The 17,208-nt window shown below is 64.5% G+C and carries 22 protein-coding genes; 3 read left to right on the top strand and 19 right to left on the bottom strand.

Annotation, left to right across the window (positions count from 1 at the left end; genetic code table 11):
* Positions 1-65: 65 nt before the first annotated feature.
* From BH683_RS28625 to BH683_RS07785, 5 genes are all read right to left on the bottom strand, one after another.
* Positions 66-233, bottom strand: a complete 168-nt coding sequence (locus BH683_RS28625; protein WP_168186993.1) for a hypothetical protein — start codon at positions 231-233, stop codon at positions 66-68.
* Positions 234-568: 335 nt separating this feature from the next.
* The gene (locus BH683_RS07800; RefSeq protein WP_084835680.1) at positions 569-1,591 is read right to left on the bottom strand and encodes a DUF3560 domain-containing protein; all 1,023 of its coding nucleotides are present in this window, start codon (positions 1,589-1,591) and stop codon (positions 569-571) included.
* Between the two features lie 93 nt (positions 1,592-1,684).
* Complete coding sequence (locus BH683_RS07795; RefSeq protein WP_084835679.1) at positions 1,685-1,960, bottom strand: hypothetical protein; 276 nt, start codon at positions 1,958-1,960, stop codon at positions 1,685-1,687.
* 12 nt (positions 1,961-1,972) lie between these two features.
* Complete coding sequence (locus tag BH683_RS07790) at positions 1,973-2,155, bottom strand: hypothetical protein (protein WP_084835678.1); 183 nt, start codon at positions 2,153-2,155, stop codon at positions 1,973-1,975.
* Positions 2,152-2,595: a hypothetical protein gene (locus BH683_RS07785; protein ID WP_084835677.1), complete on the bottom strand. Its 444-nt coding sequence runs from the start codon at positions 2,593-2,595 to the stop codon at positions 2,152-2,154. The genes BH683_RS07790 and BH683_RS07785 overlap by 4 nt, the downstream gene beginning before the upstream one ends.
* 461 nt (positions 2,596-3,056) lie before the next feature.
* On the opposite strand from BH683_RS07785, the gene BH683_RS07780 reads away from it, so the two are divergent.
* The gene (locus tag BH683_RS07780; protein ID WP_084835676.1) at positions 3,057-3,824 is read left to right on the top strand and encodes a hypothetical protein; all 768 of its coding nucleotides are present in this window, start codon (positions 3,057-3,059) and stop codon (positions 3,822-3,824) included.
* Positions 3,825-4,051: 227 nt separating this feature from the next.
* Here BH683_RS07780 and BH683_RS07775 read toward each other — a convergent pair whose 3' ends face one another.
* Positions 4,052-5,020 (bottom strand): ArdC-like ssDNA-binding domain-containing protein, encoded by a 969-nt coding sequence (locus BH683_RS07775; protein WP_094647319.1) that lies wholly within the window; start codon positions 5,018-5,020, stop codon positions 4,052-4,054.
* Positions 5,021-5,366: 346 nt separating this feature from the next.
* Between BH683_RS07775 and BH683_RS07770 the strand changes: the two genes are divergently transcribed.
* On the top strand, positions 5,367-5,840 hold the full coding sequence (locus tag BH683_RS07770) for a hypothetical protein (protein ID WP_143696007.1): 474 nt from the start codon (positions 5,367-5,369) through the stop codon (positions 5,838-5,840).
* Between the two features lie 39 nt (positions 5,841-5,879).
* Here the strand turns inward: BH683_RS07770 and BH683_RS07765 are convergent, their stop codons facing one another.
* From BH683_RS07765 to BH683_RS07725, 9 genes are all read right to left on the bottom strand, one after another.
* Positions 5,880-6,194, bottom strand: coding sequence for a hypothetical protein (locus BH683_RS07765; RefSeq protein ID WP_084835674.1), 315 nt, complete (start codon positions 6,192-6,194; stop codon positions 5,880-5,882).
* Positions 6,195-6,325: 131 nt separating this feature from the next.
* Positions 6,326-6,994, bottom strand: coding sequence for a hypothetical protein (locus BH683_RS07760; protein ID WP_084835673.1), 669 nt, complete (start codon positions 6,992-6,994; stop codon positions 6,326-6,328).
* A 273-nt stretch (positions 6,995-7,267) separates the two neighbouring features.
* Positions 7,268-7,570: a hypothetical protein gene (locus tag BH683_RS07755; protein ID WP_143696006.1), complete on the bottom strand. Its 303-nt coding sequence runs from the start codon at positions 7,568-7,570 to the stop codon at positions 7,268-7,270.
* Between the two features lie 44 nt (positions 7,571-7,614).
* Positions 7,615-7,959, bottom strand: coding sequence for a hypothetical protein (locus tag BH683_RS28360; protein ID WP_143696005.1), 345 nt, complete (start codon positions 7,957-7,959; stop codon positions 7,615-7,617).
* Between the two features lie 87 nt (positions 7,960-8,046).
* Positions 8,047-8,481, bottom strand: a complete 435-nt coding sequence (locus BH683_RS07745) for a hypothetical protein (RefSeq protein WP_143696004.1) — start codon at positions 8,479-8,481, stop codon at positions 8,047-8,049.
* Between the two features lie 388 nt (positions 8,482-8,869).
* Positions 8,870-9,079 (bottom strand): hypothetical protein, encoded by a 210-nt coding sequence (locus BH683_RS07740; protein WP_084835669.1) that lies wholly within the window; start codon positions 9,077-9,079, stop codon positions 8,870-8,872.
* Positions 9,080-9,184: 105 nt separating this feature from the next.
* Positions 9,185-9,400 (bottom strand): hypothetical protein, encoded by a 216-nt coding sequence (locus BH683_RS07735; RefSeq protein WP_143696003.1) that lies wholly within the window; start codon positions 9,398-9,400, stop codon positions 9,185-9,187.
* 551 nt (positions 9,401-9,951) lie between these two features.
* Positions 9,952-11,631, bottom strand: a complete 1,680-nt coding sequence (locus BH683_RS07730) for a ParB N-terminal domain-containing protein (protein ID WP_084835667.1) — start codon at positions 11,629-11,631, stop codon at positions 9,952-9,954.
* A gap of 87 nt (positions 11,632-11,718) precedes the next feature.
* Positions 11,719-12,303 carry a hypothetical protein gene (locus BH683_RS07725; RefSeq protein WP_084835666.1) on the bottom strand — a complete coding sequence of 195 codons (585 nt, stop codon included), beginning with the start codon at positions 12,301-12,303 and terminating at the stop codon, positions 11,719-11,721.
* Between the two features lie 324 nt (positions 12,304-12,627).
* Here BH683_RS07725 and BH683_RS28620 point away from each other — a divergent pair, with 324 nt between their 5' ends.
* Positions 12,628-12,774, top strand: coding sequence for a hypothetical protein (locus tag BH683_RS28620; protein ID WP_168186992.1), 147 nt, complete (start codon positions 12,628-12,630; stop codon positions 12,772-12,774).
* Positions 12,775-12,844: 70 nt separating this feature from the next.
* Here BH683_RS28620 and BH683_RS07720 read toward each other — a convergent pair whose 3' ends face one another.
* From BH683_RS07720 to BH683_RS07705, 4 genes are all read right to left on the bottom strand, one after another.
* Positions 12,845-13,783 (bottom strand): DUF4192 family protein, encoded by a 939-nt coding sequence (locus tag BH683_RS07720; protein WP_143696002.1) that lies wholly within the window; start codon positions 13,781-13,783, stop codon positions 12,845-12,847.
* A 488-nt stretch (positions 13,784-14,271) separates the two neighbouring features.
* Positions 14,272-15,174, bottom strand: coding sequence for a hypothetical protein (locus BH683_RS07715; RefSeq protein WP_143696001.1), 903 nt, complete (start codon positions 15,172-15,174; stop codon positions 14,272-14,274).
* Between the two features lie 234 nt (positions 15,175-15,408).
* Positions 15,409-15,900, bottom strand: a complete 492-nt coding sequence (locus BH683_RS07710; protein ID WP_084835663.1) for a Pycsar system effector family protein — start codon at positions 15,898-15,900, stop codon at positions 15,409-15,411.
* Positions 15,900-16,613 (bottom strand): adenylate/guanylate cyclase domain-containing protein, encoded by a 714-nt coding sequence (locus tag BH683_RS07705; RefSeq protein WP_084835662.1) that lies wholly within the window; start codon positions 16,611-16,613, stop codon positions 15,900-15,902. Before BH683_RS07705 ends, BH683_RS07710 begins: the two co-directional genes overlap by 1 nt.
* Positions 16,614-17,208: the final 595 nt, after the last annotated feature.

The following is a 17,208-nucleotide window of genomic DNA, read 5'->3' as shown; positions in this document are numbered from 1 at the left end:
GCCTCGAATGCGCCGTGGTTTCTGAACGCGCCGATCAACGTCCTCTAGAGCAGCAGTGCGGCCTGCTAGTCGTTCTCGCCGAAGGGATCGGACGGTGTGCCGTCCGGGAGGTGCCAGCCGCTGTCGTAGGTGGCGGTAGTGCCGGCGGCCGCCGCGTGCGCGGCGCTGCGTGCCAGCGACGTGGCGGTGGTGAGAATGTCGGCTTGTCCGATGATGGTGAGGTTGTTGATCATGATGGTTCCTCTCGTTGTGGGCGACGCTGTCGGCTTCGCAGTCGCTCAGGGCGAGGGTGGGCGGTCAACCCCGAAGAGTGCCGGCGGCCGGAAGCCACTTTCATGCGAGCGCAGCGAGTGCGCGATGAAAGTGGTTGGAGCGCATGGGCGCAGCGCAGCGGAGAAAAGGCGACAAGCGCCGGTGCGTGGGTTGACCGCTCGGGCCCCCGCCCTGAGATACTGAGAAGACGCGCGCCCCTGGTGACCACAGCAGCGAAGCTCGGGCCGCAGGCCCGAATCCTCGTGTGACCGCGCAGCGGGCAAGTGAGATCCGCTACGCGATCACACGATGGCAGTTACCCGGCCTGCCGGGTCGTGGCCGACTTCGGATCCTGGTCGTCGGCGGCAGGCGTCGCCACGCGGTGGCCGGTGAGATCGGGGTATTTGATCGTCGCGGTGAGCATCCCGCCACCGTGGCGTGTGGGATATTCCACGGTCACGCTCTTGGCGTTGGTGCGGCGCACCCGTAGCCAGTCGTTGTAGCGGTCGCGCACCAGGTCACCGGGGGTGATGGCCTCGCGGGTGTAGTCGGTGGCCTGACCGGCGTCGATTTGGTCGGCGCGAATGCTCGTCCAGTGCGCGATGTCCTCGGCGCGCTGGGCCATCCGGGCGATGATGCGGTCTCGGTGCGTGCCGGTGGCCGCTGGGGTGGTTTTGGTGCGCTTGTGTCCGTGGGCGTCGGTGAACAGGGTGCGGGTGTGTCCGTCGAGGGCTCGTTGATCGGCGCGGTGTTCTGCTTCGAGTGTGTCGATGCGGTTGGCGACGGTGCGCGGGTTGTAGCGGTGGCCGGTGGTCGCGGCGGCGGCCTGGGCGCGGTGGTCGGCGTCAGTGGCGGTGGCCTCTGCGGCCACGGCCGCACCGAGTGTTTTCCATGCCTTGTCGAGCGCGTTGCGGTGCCTGCCTTCGGAGTGATGGCCCACCTTGATCGGCTCGCCTCCCGGCGGGAGGGCTGCGGTCGCGGCTTTGTCTTTGTCCCACGCTGCCTGGGCGGCTTGGTGTTTGCGTGTGGCTTTGGCGGCGAGGGCGGCGGCGCGGCCGTCTTGACGGGCCAGGCGGTCGGCTTCGGCGTCGGCGGCGGGCCGGTGGTCGCGGTCGATGTCGACGGTCACGGTGTGTCCGGCGGCGCGCAGGGCGTCTGCGGCGCGGTTGATCTTGTATTCGTTGGGTTGGCGGTCGCGGCTGGCGGCGATGCCCCAGAGTCCGAGGGTGCGGAACCAGCGGAAACCGTGGGCTTTGAGGATGGTGTTCGTGCCGTCGCCTTTGCTGGTGCCCTCGACGAGCGTTCCGTCGGCGGCGGTGTGGCTGATGGTGATGGTCATGGCATGGCCTGCCTTTCAGAGTGGTTGGGAAGTTGAGGGGGCCAGGGCCGGCCACCGGAGGGGGCGGCGGCCGGCCCTGGCGGGCCTGGTGGTTTAGAGGTCGCCGTACTCCTGCCAGAACTGCAGGGCGTCGGCGGCGGCGTCGTCGGGGGCCAGGTCGTCGTCGTAGGCGCTGCGCCAGGTCCAGTCCGGTAGGTCGGAGTGGTTGAACCCGGTGGTAGCGCGCAGCTTGCGGTCGACTCCGAGCATCCACACGGCGAACGTGCGATCGCCTGCGGCGTCGGTGATCCGTGCTGGTTCGTTCTCGGCGATGCGATCGGCTATCGCGCTGACTGCTGCGGGGTCTTTGTCTGCGATCCATGCGTTCACGGGTGGGGCCTTTCAGCTGTGTAGTGCGTCGGTCAGGGCGGCGGCGTACTCGGTGCGGGTCATTGGCCGGCTACCGTCGGCGCGGGTCCATGCGGTGGCGATGGCGATCCCGGCATCGAGGGCGGCCAGGTGCAGGCGCGCGCGCTGGGCGGCTTGCTGGGCGGGGGTGCCGCTGTAGATCCCGGGCACGCTCATCCCTCGAACCGGTCGTGCACGGAGATGATGTGCTGGCGGTATCCGGTGAGCTGCTCCATCAGCTCCGGTAGCCGACTGTCGGAGGTTCCGGCGTAGTTGCCGCCCGCCATGCCGCGCCGGGGTCCGGCGTCGACGGGGGCCAGGTGCATCTGGCGGGGTGCTCGGGTGTCCAGGGCGGCGCTGTACCGCAAGATCACGGCCGGGGCGTGCTCGGTCGGTGCGAACACCTCGCATCCCTTGGGAAGGCGGGTGACGTGCATACCGAGCAGCGGGTAGAACGCGCGGTCTTCGTCCTCATCGTCTGGGGTTTGGAAACCGATGAGAGTCACCGCGTTGTGGCGCCCGGTGAGTCCTCCGAGGGTGAAGTCGGTGGCGTACTCGGCGTTCCGGTAGACCGACAGGGTCAGTCCCTTGGCGTCGACAGCTGCGGTTTTCTTCATGGTGACCCTCCCGGCCTACGTGCGGCAGACCTGGTGTCCGCCCGCTTTTTTTGCCCTTCTGGCAATGGAGATAAAGACCGGCATAGGAGGACGGAGTGCAAGACCGCGGGCGCAAAGTTTTCACGCGGAGCGCAGCGGAGTGTGGGTGTGAAAAGTTTGTGCACCCGCAGGGCCGGAGCGCAGCGAAGGCGGGGCCTTGCACGCAGGACGACGCCGGTCACAATCGGAAGGCCAGAAGGGAAAACGACTCAGATCCCGGCCGCAGGCCGGGTCACCGCACCGCCGCAGGCGGTTCCACATGGTTGCTTGCGTAGCGAGCAATAGAGCCGACCACCTGATGTCGGTGGCTGGCCTCGAAGAATGCTGGTCCTAGACGCACATGGCTGGCGGGATGATTGTGCGGGAGCGGCGCAGGTTCGGGAGGGCTTGGTGTCGCGGTAGCACTGGGTGATACTTCTGGCATGGGACTTAGCTGGGCGGACTGGATTAGATTTGTTCTAGCACCTCTAATTCTCGCGTCGATCGCGGCCATTGTTGCTACCAGGAACGCAAAGAAGACACCGCACGAGCGTTTAAAGAACCTTGTTGATATTCACGAAAAGATTCCCGATGGTTTGGATTCGAGAAAAGTCGTCGAGGCGGCGATCGCACGAGAGCTAGTGGATTTCGATCGGCGCGTAGCTGCAGACCAGCGTGGATTCTGGGCCGGAGTGCAAGAACGTTTCGTACAGGTCGGTGGTACAAACGCTACCTTAGGGATGTCCGCACTAGCTCTAATCCCATTGACAATCGGTGTTGTGACAATTGCCAGGAATGATTCTTGGAGCGTATTTCCTGCGCTTATCATCAACTTCGCGCTTACGATCAGCATCGTATTTGGTGGATTCGCGGCATTCCGCGCTGAGCGAAAGTCACTGAAGTTGGATCGTGTCGCCGCACATATCGATGCCACCTTCCCTCGGGCGGCGATTCAACATCTCGCATCGCAAGACGTTCTGGCTCAGGACTTCCCAGAGAATTTCAACGATGCGGTGGCACGATTAAGAGCAATGGGTGTGTTCGAAAGTGACGATAGCTCGACAGGTCTTCGTGTGACGCCGTTCGGAAAGCATGCGATAAGGAAGAGCCTGCGTATCGCGGATCGCAGATATTTTGCAAACCTGGCGGATATCGAAGCTGAGAGGGCGGCTCGTGAAGATGAGCCCGGGCGCGAAGCGCCTGGACAGTAGCGGGCGGTGCAGTGCGGCGGAGCCGCTCCGTCTGATGCGGTGGGGCCGGACGACACGGTGACAGTGTGGTCGACAGGTAGACGTGCGCTCATGGTGGTCTCTTCGGCGGCCGGTGTGGAGCGCAGCGCAGTCACTGGACACCGAAGGGTTGCACAGTGCGGCGGAGCCGCTCACTTTGTGCCGGTGGTGCCGGTGGGTGGGTTCCCCGCCGACACCACCGGGTGTGATCAGGCTGCGGTGGTCTGTTCGGTGGGTTGTGGGGTGAGTTCGTTGGTGAGGGTGTGGACGGTGTCGAGGACTCGTTTTCCGGTGGTGGTGATCAGGTCGGTGTCTGCTTCGGCCCATTCGGCTATGTAGCCGATGCTGTAGCTGGTGGTGTCGAGTCCGAGGAGGCCGGCGAGGACGTACGCGACTGATTCGGCTTCGACTTCGCGGATGCCTCGGTGCATCTGCTGACGATCGGTGGACGCGAGGTCGGCGTGGAGCAGGGCGTGGGCTGCTTCGTGGATCATCGTTTTAGCTGTTTGGGCAGGCTCTAGCGCGGTTTCGATGACGATCTGGCGGGTGCCGTCGCAGGTGGTGTAGCCGTTGGTGTGGCCGTCGAGCTCGCGATGGGTGATGGTCCAGCCGCGGGCGGTCATGACGTCGCGAACCTGGCCGTAGATGCCGTCAGGGTCGGCGCCGGTAAGGCGCTGGGCGGGGTGCTGTTCGATGTCTGCCCAGAGTCTCGCTTTGGGGTTGGCTTTGAGCATGCGCGGGGTGAGTTCGGTGTTGGGGTCGGTTTGCGACTCGTCGAACACGGACAGGATGGGGAATCGGGGTGCGCGGCGTTCGGTCTCTTCACCGGTCTCGGGGTCGGTGTCGGTGATCTTCTTGGAGCTGTAGCCGAAGATGCGGATAGCTTTCTGCCCGGCGCGCACGTGGCGGCCACGCTCGAGCCACTGGTTATATCCGGCGACGGCGGTGGCCTCGGGGCACTGGGTGAGGATCAGCACAACGTTTTTAAAGCTGTAGGCGTGGAACGCTGCGGACTGGTCGAGAAATCGGGTCCACTGGTCGCTACTGGTCAGGGCCGCGACCTTCTCGACGATGGATGCCTGGAGCTGCTCGGCAAGGGCTTTGCGGGCTTGTGCTTTGTCTGCTGCGGTGGTGGTGGCGGTGCGGGCCATGGTGTCTCCCTCGACGGTGGCAGACATGGTGTCCGCCAACTTTTTTGTTCTTCTGGCACGCACGATTTGGGCCGGCAGAGGACAGAGCGGAGTGGCTGGTGAGCGGAAAGTTTTCAGCGAGCGCAGCGAGTGCGGGTGAAAAGTTTCCGACCCCGCAGGGGCCGATGTCAGCAGTCCGAAGCGGCGGACGAACCGGCCAGGATCGGAAGTCCAGAAGGGACAAAACACGGAGCCCGGCCCGCTAGGGCCGGGTCACAGTGCGCCGCAGGCGCTCCGAGTAGGTGACCGCGCAGCGGGCAAGGCAAAGGCCAGGCCCGCCTGGCCGCTGCGTAGGCGCCCGGTCACGGCCGAGGTCGCCCCTATGCTCCTGGGTATGGAGCGAGTGCTGGTCGAAGACTTTTTCGCGGACGGATCTACCGACGCTCGGGTGTATTCGCCGTCAAAGCGGCGGTTCACGGCGCGGCATCGGGAGCTGCTAGAGCAGCGCGAGCGGCCGTCGTCGTCGTGGGCCGAGTCGGCGTTGTCGGCGTGCTTGCGGCGTTTGGCGTCGAGTGTCCTGACCGAGTCGTGGGGTGTGGGTGTGGTCGACGCATGGACGGAAGGCGACGAGACGTTCTGCGTTGTGTACCGGTGGAAGGACTTTGGTTCGACCCTGGGGCTTCGCCGGGTGCGACCGACCCAGCCTCAGGTCGGGGAGGCTACTGATGCTCAGTGGTGGGGTCGCGATGTCGCTGACTTCGATATTGGTGAGCCGTTGGGGACGGTCGCGAAGCGTCTTCGTCCGGGCGCTGATGGAATCAGCTGGTGGGGATCTCCCGGCGAGCAGACGCCGGTCGAGCCGACATGACCGGGCCCAGCCCGCGCGGTGTGGACGCTGCTGCGTGAGTCACCACGGCGTGGTGGTGGGTGCGTATGCCTGTCCGGTGTCGCGGACGTGGGCGGCGGCGGCCTTGAGTGAGGCGTGGTCGACGGTGCCGTTGTGGTCTTTGCTGGCGCAGGCCAGCAGGAGTGGCTCGTCGTCGATGCTGATGGTGAGGAAGGGAATGGCGTGGGGTTGTTCGCCGGCGAGGTGGTCGAGCGCAGCGAGTGCCGCATCGCCGGCCGCGCGGTGGGCCTCGGTGTAGGTGGTGGCGGCGTTGGCGTCGATGAGGACGTCGTCGGGTTCGCTTGCGGTGTAGGCGGTGATGCTCCAGCAGATCATGGCGGGGGTGTCCTTGTCGGTGAGTGGTTGCCTGTGGTGACAAGGATGCCGCGCGGCCCCTCGGGCCGCGCGGCATATCGGGTCCCCAAACCCGTTCCTGTGGATAACTTCGGGTCTGGGGATACCGGGGGTTAGCGATTGCCGTTGCCGGGGGTGGGGCCGTTGGTGATCCATCCGGTGCCGGTGATCTTGAAGCGGTGTTGGGCGCGGGGTCGCCAGCTGTCGGCGGCTGAGTTCTTGGCGTAGGTATCGCCGTCGTCGAACAAAGCGACGGCCAGCTTGTGGGCCTTTTTCATGGTGGCGAGCATGGTTTCGATGGCGGTGGTGTCCATCAGGGCGAACGTCAACGGCGGCATCCGCAAGGTGACGTAGGGGGACACTTTGCGGGTGACGGGGTGGGTGAACTGGTCGCGGTGTGCGGCTCCGTTCGGCGGCCTGGTCCACATCATCGTGGTCTGCACTCCCACGTTGCTCTCGCTCATGATGCCGGGGAGCTGGTGCATCCGGGCCATGCCCATACGGGCCTGGCGGGCGATGGCGAACAGTCCGAGTGTCAATTGCACCTGCTCGCAGTTGGTGAACTGCATGGTCACGCCGGTGAACTCGATCTGCAGGACCGGGGTTCCGGTGCCTGGGGCAATGGTGGTGATGCGGCCATGCTGCTCTCCGCAGACGGTGATGTTGACGTTGCTGACGACGCCGTTGGTCCGCAGGGGTAGCGGGGTGGGGGTGTGTTCGGGGCGGCTGCCCTCGATGCGGCGCGCTTCGGTGTTGGGCGCTTTTGCTTTGCCTTTAGCCATGGTGTCCTCCCGGTTTCACTGCGGCAGACCTGGTGTCCGCCAACTTTTTTGCCCTTCTGGCAAAGGAGAGACTGAACGGCAGAGGACAGAGCGGAGTGGCTGGTGATCGAACAGTTTTTCAGCGAGCGCAGCGAGTACGGGTTGAAAAAGTTTTCGACCCCGCAGGGGCCTGGGTCAGCGGTCCGAAGCGGCGGACGAACCGTTCATGATCGGAAGGCCAGAAGGGACAAAACAAGCGTTCCCGGCCCGCTAGGGCCGGGACACTGCGCGCCGTCAGGCGCTCCACTTAGGTGACCGCGCAGCGGGCATCGTGGTGCTGCGATCCAGGAATGATGCGGCGTCGCTGGCGAAGTCGAGCGGATCGGTGTGGGCGAAGCCTTCGGTATGGGCGATGCAGTGCTGCAGCACAGCCAGCCGCGCCAGTGCGGTCGCGAGGTTGTCGTGGGTTTCGGACCATTCGTTGGCGGCGTTGTCGGTCCACCAGAGAACCACGGTGTCGCCGCTGTCGGCGATGATCTTCGCGGTGGTGTCCGGGGTGGTCAGTGTCGCGAGGGCGGGGGAGTGGGCGTAGTTCATCGGGTCTCCTTGGTTGAGGTTGTCGGTGGTGATCGGGGCGCAGCTCAGGTGACGCTCTGGCACTGCCGGCATTCCCATTGCCCGCTGATGCGGGTGCAGGTGCGGCGTTCGTCGCAGAGCCAGCACCGTTGGTTCGGCCTGGTCAACGCCTCGCCGGTGACATCGGCGGCCGCCGCTGCGGCGGCGACGGTGCGGTGGGCGCGCTGCGCTGCTCGAATGTGCTCGTCGCGGAGGTGTTGCTCGGCCTCGGTCAGCGGTGGCGCGGCGGCGGGGTGCAGGTACCCGGTTAAGGCGCGGGAGCAGTCGGGGCAGGGGTGGCCCTGCTCGTCGGCGGGGTGGGTGCATCCGGGAAGGACGCAGCGGGCGAACAGCTCTGGTGAGGTCGTCATCTCGTTCTCATTTCCGCGCGGAGGGTGGCCGCGGGCGGTGGGTGTCCCCGACACTGGGGACACCCACGGCACGGGCCTTCGGTCGTGTCAGGAGTCGTGGGTTTCGCCGTCGCTGGTGTCGCGGGCGGTGTGGGCGGCCAGGAACGTGGCGGCGGCTCGGGGGTTCCCGGCGGCGGTGAGTGCGGCGGCGGTCGCGTCGGCTTCGGTGCAGTTGAGCGCGACTGCGATCTCGTCGGCGAGCTCCGGGTCACCGAAGATCTCAGCCCACCGGGTGAGCGGGTCGGCGGGTTCGGCGCTCGGGGCGGTGTCGATGACGGCTGCCCAGAACTCGGCGGCGTCGCTGCCCTGGTCGGTGAAGCTGGGCAGATCGGTTCCGGTCCATGCCTTCTTGGCGTTCTCGGCAATCCAATCCAGGTGATCGCGCGACCACCTCTCATGGGCTCCGAGTCCAGCAATGATCTGTGCCAGGGCCAGCTGCGCGCGGCGCGGGTTGATTCGGTTGGCTACGTCGTTGATGTCCATCGGTGACCTCCACTGCATGGTGCGGCAGACCTGGTGTCCGACCACTTTTTTGCCCTTCTGGCACGCACGATTGGGCCGGCAGAGGACAGAGCGGAGTGGCTGCTGATCGGACAGTTTTTCTGCGAGCGCAGCGAGTGCGGGTGAAAAAGTGTCCGACCCGATAGGGCCGCAGGTCAGCAGTCCGAAGCGGCGGACGAACCGGTCATAATCGGAAGGCCAGAAGGGCAAATGCGATCCCGGCCCGCCAGGGCCGGGTCACAGTGCGCCGCAGGCGCTCCGAATAGGTGACCGCGCAGCGGGCACACAGCTCCCTCGCCGCCGATGCGCGTGTCAACGCACGACAAGGCCCACCCCGGTGGGGGTGGGCCAGGCGGTCAACGCCGGGGCCTTACGGCGCTACCTGTAGGGACCAGTAGCCGATGGTCCTCGGGAACAGCTCGACGGTCTGGGTGGTGGTGGGGCTGAGGTAGGTCTGGGCGGTCGGGATTGATCCGTCAGCCATCTCGACCCTGATCAACCCGACGCGGTGGACCAGGCTGGCCTGGGTAACAGCCAGTGGCCCGTACTGGATTCCGGCGATCGTGGTGTAGACGTTCATGTTTGAGCCTTTCGCTCTGGTGATTGGCGCCCCGCCCTTATAGGCGGGGTGTGCTGCGGCGGTGAAGGCCGGCGGGTCTGAGGTGACCCGCCGGCCTCGACCGGGTTAGTCGGTCGTGAGGGTTTGGATGCCGATGGCTTCCTCGAGGTAGTACCGGGCCCTGCCCAGGTCCCGGCTGTTGGCGGTGAAGTCCAGGAGGACGGTGTTGGCCAGGCTCTGGGCATGGTGGGCAGCTGATCGTTGCTGCTCGCTGCCGTTCTCGGCGGCGACGGCCTGGCGGATGGCTTGCCGGGTGTCTTCGAGGATCTGTGAGATGGTCATGATGTGCCCTTCGTGGTTGGTGGCGCTTGACGCCTTGCGTTCGCGCTGGCCGGGGTGGGCTGTCAACCCCGAAGAGTCCCGGCGGCCGGAGACGAATTTCATGCGAGCGCAGCGAGTGCGGGATGAAAATCGTTGGAGCGCACGGGCGCAGCGCAGCGGAGAACGGGCGACACCGCAGGGGCGTGGGTTGACAGCTCGGGCCCCCGGCCAGCGACACTGAAAAGGCGCGCGCCCCCTATGGTGACCACAGGAGCGAAGCTCGGGCCGCAGGTCCGACACCGGTTTGACCGGGAAAGTCGCCGGGTAGCCCCGCCAGCAGGTCGAGGTGCTTGTGAGCGTTGACCCCGGCTTAGGTGCTCTCGGTTGAGACCGAGCCGGGGGCACCGTCCCCATCGCGGCCGGGAAATAGAAGAACCTGGCCAGCTTCAATCGGGGGGATTGGTCCGGGGGGACTTGCTGGCCAGGCTCGGCGTTGACGATAGCAGTGGCATCGGACAGGGCCGCTGCCGTGCGGGGCAGATCGTGGTGTGATCTGCCCCGCACGGCGATTGTCAGCTGATGTCGATGTCGTCGGTCGTGATGTCGCCGGTGACAGCCTTTTCGATGTCCGAGAGGGCGTAGCCGAACGTCTCGGTGAGGAACCGCAGGTACCGGCTGCGGGCGTCTCCGACGGTGCGCAGGTACGCGTGGCCACCGCGCCAGGCATCTTTGGGCAGGTTCGCCTCGTGTGCGGCGCAGGTGATCGCGAGGGCGATCAACTGGGCCCGTTCGGCGGCGGCACCGTCGAGCGCTTCGAGGGGATCGGCACCGAGCAGCTCGGCGGCGATCTTCTTGGCGTCGGCGTCCTGGCGGGCGGCGTTGTACAGATCGGCGTTGCGCCACACCGTCGTTGCCAGGAACGCCGCGACCACAGCGGCTTTGCCCTTGGGCAGGGTCTTGCGGGCGAATGCCTCGGTCAGCTTCTCCCGGCGCACGCTCTGCGCCGCCACACCCAACTTGTTGAGCGTGAGAACCTTACGGCGTTCGCGCTTCTCGGCCTCGGCCTGTTGGCGCTCACGCTCGGCGCGCTCGCGTGCGAGCCGGTCAGCCTGGTCCTCGGGGCTTTCGACGTCGTCCTGACCTTCGGCGACACCAGCGGGAGCAGTATCGGTCAGATCGGCATCGGCTGCCGCTGCCTTGCTGCGCTTGCGGTACTCGCTGAGTGTTTCCAGGCCGTCGCGGGCCGGATCGTTGTGGTACCAGGTGACGTAGTGGTTCCACTCCTCACCTTCGGTGAGGGTGCGCGGGTCAGCCATCCCCTCGGCCACGGCGACGTCGGGGTCTTCGCCCTGCACGCTCCAATCGATCGATGACGCATCGACATGCTCACCGGCGGCGTTGAGGTAAACCTCTTCGCACTCGGCCTCCACGAACGCCATCACGTGCTCAGGGGTGAGGTCCTCGAACTGCTCGTCGCTCACCCGCTCGCCGGTCTCAGGGTGGACCAACTCGCTCAAATCGGTCCATGCGCTGCGGGATTGGGGGCGCACGTCGCTGACGTGAAAGCCTTTGTCCCGCCAGTGCGCCAGTCCCTCGCGCAGTGCTGCGCGCTGGGCGGCGGTTTCGAGCAGCTCGGCGTGCTTGTGGTCGAACCTGCCTTGCGCGGCGGCGTCGAGTAGCTCGGTGACGGCGTCGGTGTCCTGGTCTGCTTCGAATCCGGCGATGATCGCGCCCTGGTCCAGGGTCAGCAGGTCGTTGACCGCTGCCATCGCAGTGTCGGATCCGGCGATGGCCAGGGCCGCATCCACCGTCTTTTTCGACGTGTGGGTGGTCTTGGCGATCTTAGTCCTCGACAGTCCCAGGTCGAGCAACTGCTGCATTGCTGTCGCCCGGTCGGTGTTGTTGAGCTGCGTGCGGTGCTCGTTGGTTTGGAGCTGGTCGCTGATCCGCTCGATGGTTGCGGCGTCGTCGGCGGCGGCGCTGCTGATCACGTAGACCGGGATGGTCGCCAGCTCGGCCTCACGAGCGGCCAGCGTGCGCAGTTGTCCGTCTCGCACCCGCAGGGTGCCGTCGTCGTCGCGGGTGGCCAGGACCGGCAGCAGCACGCCTCGGGCGGCGATGGACGCCGCGAATGCCTTGTCCAGGGTGGCGTCGGTGCGCACGTTGTCATCGATCACCAGGGTGTTCGGGTCGGCGGCGACGAACTCGCCGGTCTGGGCGACAGTGGTGGCGGTAGTGGTGTTGTTTGTCATGGTGTTTTCTCCTACTGTGGGTGAGAAGCAACCGGGCCGAGTAACAGTCGGCCCGGCTGCTTTTCTTTTGGGCCAGAAACCTTGTGGTTACTGGTGGTCGGGGAGTTCGACGGTGCGAACGGGTCGCCCGTCGAGCCGGTTGGTGTCGGCGTCGGCGAGCATCTGGGCGGCGACATTCCTGATCTGAGTGAGGCGGTAGACCTCGGCCAGGTGGTCGTGGGCTTCGGCGTACCACTTCGCGCGCTGCGCACCGGTCATCGCAGCACCTTCGGCGTTACCGATGGCGATGGCTGCTTCCTGCGCGGACCGGTCAATGGCCTCATCGAGGGCGGTGCACCAGTCGCGGGCCTGCTCGACCAGGGCCTGCTCGAACGGGATCTCCCGCAGGGTTGCGATCATGCGGACGGCGGCGAGGTTGGGGGCGGCGACGGTCAGGGCGTCGATGTCGGTGTAGATGCTGGCAATGCTCATCGGTGGGTTCCTTTGCTTCTCAGGGTTGAAGTCGGCGGGATCGAGGATGGTTTCGGCTGCCTTCTGGGCCTCGGGGCTGTAGACCACGAGGTCGAACAGTGCGAACTTGGTGTCGTCATCGATGTCGGCGTAGGCCGGATCGGTGGGAGTCTTGATCTCGTTGTAGACGTGCTCGATCGCAACGAACGGATCGAAAAACATGGCGTGCCTCCCTGGGTTGTCGTGTCCGCCAACTTTTTTGCCCTTCTGGCAAGCACGATTCAGACCGGCATAGGAGACCGGAACGCAAGACTCGGTCGGAAAGTTTTTCTGCGAAGCACGGGTTGAAAAAGTTTCCGAGCTGGCAGGCCGGAGCGAATGCGGAGCCGGGTCTTGCGCGCAGGTCGACGCCGGTCAAAATCGAGTGGCCAGAAGGACAAAAGGTTTCCCGGCCGAAGGCCGGTGTCACTGTGCGCCGTAGGCGCTCCGAGTAGGTGACCGCGCAGCGGGCAAACAGTAAGGGTGCCGGCCGCTAGGGTGGTGGGCATGAACAGTGCATCCGAGCGTGTGGCGGTTGATCTGGTGTCAGGGGCGCGGCCGCAGGCCGTCGATCTCGAGGCCCTGGTCTTGGGCCGGCCCGCGGGCCGGGTTGATCTGGTGACCGTCGACGACGCTGACCGTCGACTGCTCTAGGAACGTGTGCAGACACCAGTGAGGCCCGGAGCGCTTGTCTCCGGGCCTCACTGGTGAAGGGCAATGCGGTTTAGGTGGTCCAGTCACCTCCGATCGTGGCTTGCGCAACCTCGGTGGTCGGTATGACGTGGGCGAGCTGGTCGGGTGAGATTCCCGCTCGCATCGCACGGTCGATGAGCGTCATCAGCGGGGGGAGTTCGGCAGTGCTGCGTTCTGCGTCTTCGACGGCCACGTTCGCCAGGCCGCCGTTCCCACCGAGTGCAGCGGCGGCGACCACCAGGGTCAGCACTGCGGCTCTTTTGCCGTCGCGCAGCGCGTTGGCGAGCTGGATGAACGTCGCGGCGGCGGCCGGGTAATTGTGACTGCTGACGGTGATCAGTGCGTCGCGGTAGCTGATGTTCTCGGCCACGGCATTGGCAATATGTGCGGCCAGCTCGGCGGTGGCGGCCGCGTGGCCGGTGATGATGGCGTAGAGCTCGCGGGTGATGTCGAGCAGACTGCGTGGGGTATCGATGTCGGCGGTGTCGGCGAGGGTGAACAACTCGCGCAGAGCCTCCCGGCTTCCGGCGATGGTCCGCCCTGACTGGACGCTGCGGGCGAGGGCGAGGGGGCTGGTGCGGTAGTCCGCGGTCATCCCTGCATCGTTGGTGCGCAGGTCAGCCCAGAAGTTCTGCTCGTCGCAGCTGGGGGTGTAGAGGACCTGGGTGACCTCGATGCCCATCAGTTCCGCTGTTGCCGCGGTGTCTGTGGCGGCGCTGGCACCGGTGTCTGGATCGCTGGCAATGGCCACGACGACGACGCTCGCGGCGTGGTGCTGGCGGGCGGTGTCGAAGATCGTGACTGCACCCTGACCGATGGTGGCGATGTCGATGCGCGCGACGAACAAAACCTCGTCGTCTTTGAGTGCGACCACGACGACTGCCTCGGTCGGGATGAAGCCGAGGAACGCCGGGAGCGCGGCGATGAGACTGGCCGGTGCGGAAAGCGTGATCGGGGTGTTGTTGTCCATGGTGACCTCCACTGCATTGGTGCGGCAGACCTGATGTCCGCCAACTTTTTTGCCCTTCTGGCATGCACGATGTGGACCGGGTAGGAGACCGGGAGGGTGGGACCCGGACGAAAAGTTTTTCTGCGAAGCACGGGTTGAAATAGTTTTCGGGCCCCTGGGCCGCAGCGCAGCGGAGTCGGGTATCGCCCGGGAGGTCGACGCCGGTCACACTCGGAAGGCCAGAAGGGACAAAACACAGATTCCCGGCCCGCCAGGGCCGGGTCACAGTGCGCCGCAGGCGCTCCGAGTAGGTGACCGCGTAGCGGGCAGTCGTGGCCGCGTCAGCGGACAAACGAAAGGCCGGCCACCTGGTGGGGTGGCCTGGCCTTGGGGTGGGTGTGTGGCTCCAGGTCGTCGACGCTGGAAGCTGGCTGTGCGGGAGCTGCGCTAGGTCGCGGTAGGGCTTGGTGTCGCGGTAGCTCTGGGGTTTATCGGCGGTTGTTTCAGCTCTACACGAGCCCGGTCAGCGCTTCAATCAGCCCGCGCGCTGTCTCTGTTGATTCAGCGGTGGCAGCCGCCGCCACACCGAGGCTAATCGGGGCGAGAACGCCACGGACCGAGTTGATTGCACGTTTGATAGTGGTGCGATCGGGGTTGTCCCGGACGATCTCACCGACCACGACGGCGGCATGGTCGCGTACCTCTTGATCGTCATCGTCGTTAAGAGCTAAAGCGTCGAGGCGGTTCAGCAGATACTGGATGCTCTCAGCAACCTTTTCGAAGCCGGGAGCGATGGCAGTGGAGTTGTTGACGTTCTTCAACCGCTGATCAACTGATCCTGAATTGCCAAACGCAACCTGGTTCTGAGAGCCGCTGATCGTAACCGTGGACCGATGGTGATGATTGTTTGTTGCTGTAGGTGACTGGTACCCGACGATCGGTGCCGGACCCCGTAACGCACGTTGACCCCGCGGGGTCGCACGTACCAGGAAGAACTCGCCGTCCCCTCTGCGCTCGCCCTCAAGTAGGTGTTCCATCGCAAGTTCGTTGGCGGCGTCCACCACCTCGCGATGGGTGAGTGGGCCGGTGTAGTCGTTACCTGCGTCGCTCGACTCGAGTCCATCCAACGACCGATAGTCATCAAGGACCCATCTCAGAACGCCCCGACGGGCCAGCTCGGCCCGGTACTCGACCGCGGCCAAGGAAGCCTCAACTCGGCCAGCAGCACTGAGCACGAAGGGGCCAGCACCTACAGTGTCCTTGTCGGATGTGTCGAGTATTAGGTCGGCCTGGCGCAGCTGGTCATAGGCAAGCGCCAGATCATTCCCAGCGCATACCTCGACCGGCGGGTGTTGGCCGCTAGTTCCGGCCAGCCAAGCCAACACACGAAAGGATGGGTAAGTCAGCGCCATCGAAGATCCTCCTTGTGGCCGGGCGGTGCAACCAAACTAGCCCGCCCCCCTGCGAAACACACGGACTGGACGATGGCCTGCCGACGAGTTCGTGTCGAAGTCGAGAAGTAGTCGCTCTTTTGCTGTTCTACCGCCGCTCGTTAGAAGCGAGGAACCGAATCCCGGACCGGGGACATGTGGTTCGGGCGCGAGAACACGCGGTACAGCGCCAGGCGGCACTCGTCAGCAGCCTAGCTAGACCAAGGCGACTATGACGATCGGGATGATGCCTAGGATTGCGAGAATCATTGACGCTTGTGCGAGGCGATGTTTCCACCAAGCGATATTGCTCATTACCTGCAGTTGATGTGACAAGACCGGCAGCAAGTCGGCGTTCTTGATCTGTCGCTCGATGTCCGCTGGATCTAGATGTCGCAGGTGACCGAAGTAGATGAAGTTGTTCGACGACTCGGTCTTGAGCGTTTTGGACCGCCTCAACTGAGGGATCACGACTGCGGCAGAGCCCAGCATCGCCAAACCTACGAGGACCACACCGATGGTGTAGAAGATCTCCTTGGGACCGCTAAGGTCCGCGAGCACGCGATTGTCGGTCGACATCGTGATGATGCCGGCCATGATCGCGGTTTGAATCGTGAGAGTGAAGGACGCTTTGCTGTCGACCTTGCCAGTCCAATCCACCACAGCGGCATGTATTTTCCAGGCGGTGTCGACTGGATCGCTAGCCATCAGACTTCCCAACGGGTGTTAGACCCATAGACAATGTTCGACACACCACCGATCGTTACTGCAGTAGGCAACCTGCTCCAGAAACGTCCAGTTTCAGGATGCGTAAGCAAGTCATCGTCGAGCTCGTCGTAGACACGCTTGGTGATATAGGTGGCGTGACCGCTCTTCAAGTCGCTGAGCTTCGCGGCGATGTTCGGTGCACCCCCGATCGAGATGAGATCGTTGTTGTCCCGGGCACCGCCGCGAACAACCAATGACTCACCAGTGTCTATACCGACGCGATGGCCAATCCTGTAAAGCTGTTTACTCGTATTCGACCAGTCCCAGTTATTCTCGATCGCCGGGCGGATGACATCGACGACAGCCGAATGAATCGCGAGCGCTGAACGGACTGCGTTCCAGTTCTTTCTCTCGCCGATAAATATCGCCATGACTCGGTCACCATCGAACGAGCGGATCTCGCCACCGTAGTGGCGCAATATCCGCGTGGCGGAGTTTACAAAGGCTCGAATAATCTTCGCCGCGACTTCTTTATCGAGGTATTGAGCGATCGTGCTTGAGTCTGCTAGATCGGCGTAGGCATAGGTCGCATCGATCTTGCGTCCACCATTCCTCATCACGATGTCATCGGTCTTTGGGACTACTCGCCCTTCAGTGATGTCCCACGTCGCCGTCATGATGTCTCGGACGCTCGTCTCGATGCTCGGGAACATGCAGACTCCTTATTGTCAACTAGCTCACTCTAATCGATGGGTCGGACACAGAGAGGTCGCCATGCCACCACATCGGCCCGTCGTATTATCCCCACTAGCCACTTGTCAAGTTTACTTGACATAATATATATTATCGGCGTAATCAATTGTGGCACAGTACATTTTGTCACCAGTGACGAAACGCTACGCGATCCGGGAGTCGCGTTGCCCGACCTGCGCCCGGCTCGCGCGTCGCGGGTCCTGGCACAGCTTCAAATGGCTCTAGCTCCGCAGTGATAGAACAGGTACCGTGAATCGGACAAATGACGCAGAACGGACAGTTGCCTCAGCGATCGGCCTCGGCCGAATCATATGGGGCGCGACGACAGCACTGGCACCGGCCCGCGTTCATCGCGTCCTCGGGGTCGACTACCCCGGGCCAGACCGCGGCATCTGGATTAGAGCATTCGGCGTTCGCGATATCATCCTTGGCGCTGCGGCCCTTCACCCCGATCAGACCGTTAGACGATTAGTACTGCAGGCCGGTATCGCGATGGACCTTGTGGATGCGGGCGTAGTCATCGCGGCCGCCCGCAACGGCGTCCCCCGCCGAGCC

It is taken from the genome of Williamsia sp. 1138 (assembly GCF_002095435.2).
Classification (GTDB): Bacteria; Actinomycetota; Actinomycetes; order Mycobacteriales; family Mycobacteriaceae; genus Williamsia.
The sequence above is the reverse complement of the archived record's forward strand: the minus strand, read 5'-3'. Positions and strand labels throughout refer to the sequence as shown.

Excerpts from the sequence above, each read along its gene's own strand:
- BH683_RS28625 (WP_168186993.1), bottom strand. The coding sequence starts at position 233 with ATGATCAACAACCTCACCATCATCGGACAAGCCGACATTCTCACCACC.
- BH683_RS07800 (WP_084835680.1), bottom strand. The coding sequence starts at position 1,591 with ATGACCATCACCATCAGCCACACCGCCGCCGACGGAACGCTCGTCGAG.
- BH683_RS07790 (WP_084835678.1), bottom strand. The coding sequence starts at position 2,155 with ATGAGCGTGCCCGGGATCTACAGCGGCACCCCCGCCCAGCAAGCCGCC.
- BH683_RS07785 (WP_084835677.1), bottom strand. The coding sequence starts at position 2,595 with ATGAAGAAAACCGCAGCTGTCGACGCCAAGGGACTGACCCTGTCGGTC.
- BH683_RS07780 (WP_084835676.1), top strand. The coding sequence starts at position 3,057 with ATGGGACTTAGCTGGGCGGACTGGATTAGATTTGTTCTAGCACCTCTA.
- BH683_RS07775 (WP_094647319.1), bottom strand. The coding sequence starts at position 5,020 with ATGTCTGCCACCGTCGAGGGAGACACCATGGCCCGCACCGCCACCACC.
- BH683_RS07770 (WP_143696007.1), top strand. The coding sequence starts at position 5,367 with ATGGAGCGAGTGCTGGTCGAAGACTTTTTCGCGGACGGATCTACCGAC.
- BH683_RS07765 (WP_084835674.1), bottom strand. The coding sequence starts at position 6,194 with ATGATCTGCTGGAGCATCACCGCCTACACCGCAAGCGAACCCGACGAC.
- BH683_RS07760 (WP_084835673.1), bottom strand. The coding sequence starts at position 6,994 with ATGGCTAAAGGCAAAGCAAAAGCGCCCAACACCGAAGCGCGCCGCATC.
- BH683_RS07755 (WP_143696006.1), bottom strand. The coding sequence starts at position 7,570 with ATGAACTACGCCCACTCCCCCGCCCTCGCGACACTGACCACCCCGGAC.
- BH683_RS28360 (WP_143696005.1), bottom strand. The coding sequence starts at position 7,959 with ATGACGACCTCACCAGAGCTGTTCGCCCGCTGCGTCCTTCCCGGATGC.
- BH683_RS07745 (WP_143696004.1), bottom strand. The coding sequence starts at position 8,481 with ATGGACATCAACGACGTAGCCAACCGAATCAACCCGCGCCGCGCGCAG.
- BH683_RS07740 (WP_084835669.1), bottom strand. The coding sequence starts at position 9,079 with ATGAACGTCTACACCACGATCGCCGGAATCCAGTACGGGCCACTGGCT.
- BH683_RS07735 (WP_143696003.1), bottom strand. The coding sequence starts at position 9,400 with ATGACCATCTCACAGATCCTCGAAGACACCCGGCAAGCCATCCGCCAG.
- BH683_RS07730 (WP_084835667.1), bottom strand. The coding sequence starts at position 11,631 with ATGACAAACAACACCACTACCGCCACCACTGTCGCCCAGACCGGCGAG.
- BH683_RS07725 (WP_084835666.1), bottom strand. The coding sequence starts at position 12,303 with ATGTTTTTCGATCCGTTCGTTGCGATCGAGCACGTCTACAACGAGATC.
- BH683_RS28620 (WP_168186992.1), top strand. The coding sequence starts at position 12,628 with ATGAACAGTGCATCCGAGCGTGTGGCGGTTGATCTGGTGTCAGGGGCG.
- BH683_RS07720 (WP_143696002.1), bottom strand. The coding sequence starts at position 13,783 with ATGGACAACAACACCCCGATCACGCTTTCCGCACCGGCCAGTCTCATC.
- BH683_RS07715 (WP_143696001.1), bottom strand. The coding sequence starts at position 15,174 with ATGGCGCTGACTTACCCATCCTTTCGTGTGTTGGCTTGGCTGGCCGGA.
- BH683_RS07710 (WP_084835663.1), bottom strand. The coding sequence starts at position 15,900 with ATGGCTAGCGATCCAGTCGACACCGCCTGGAAAATACATGCCGCTGTG.
- BH683_RS07705 (WP_084835662.1), bottom strand. The coding sequence starts at position 16,613 with ATGTTCCCGAGCATCGAGACGAGCGTCCGAGACATCATGACGGCGACG.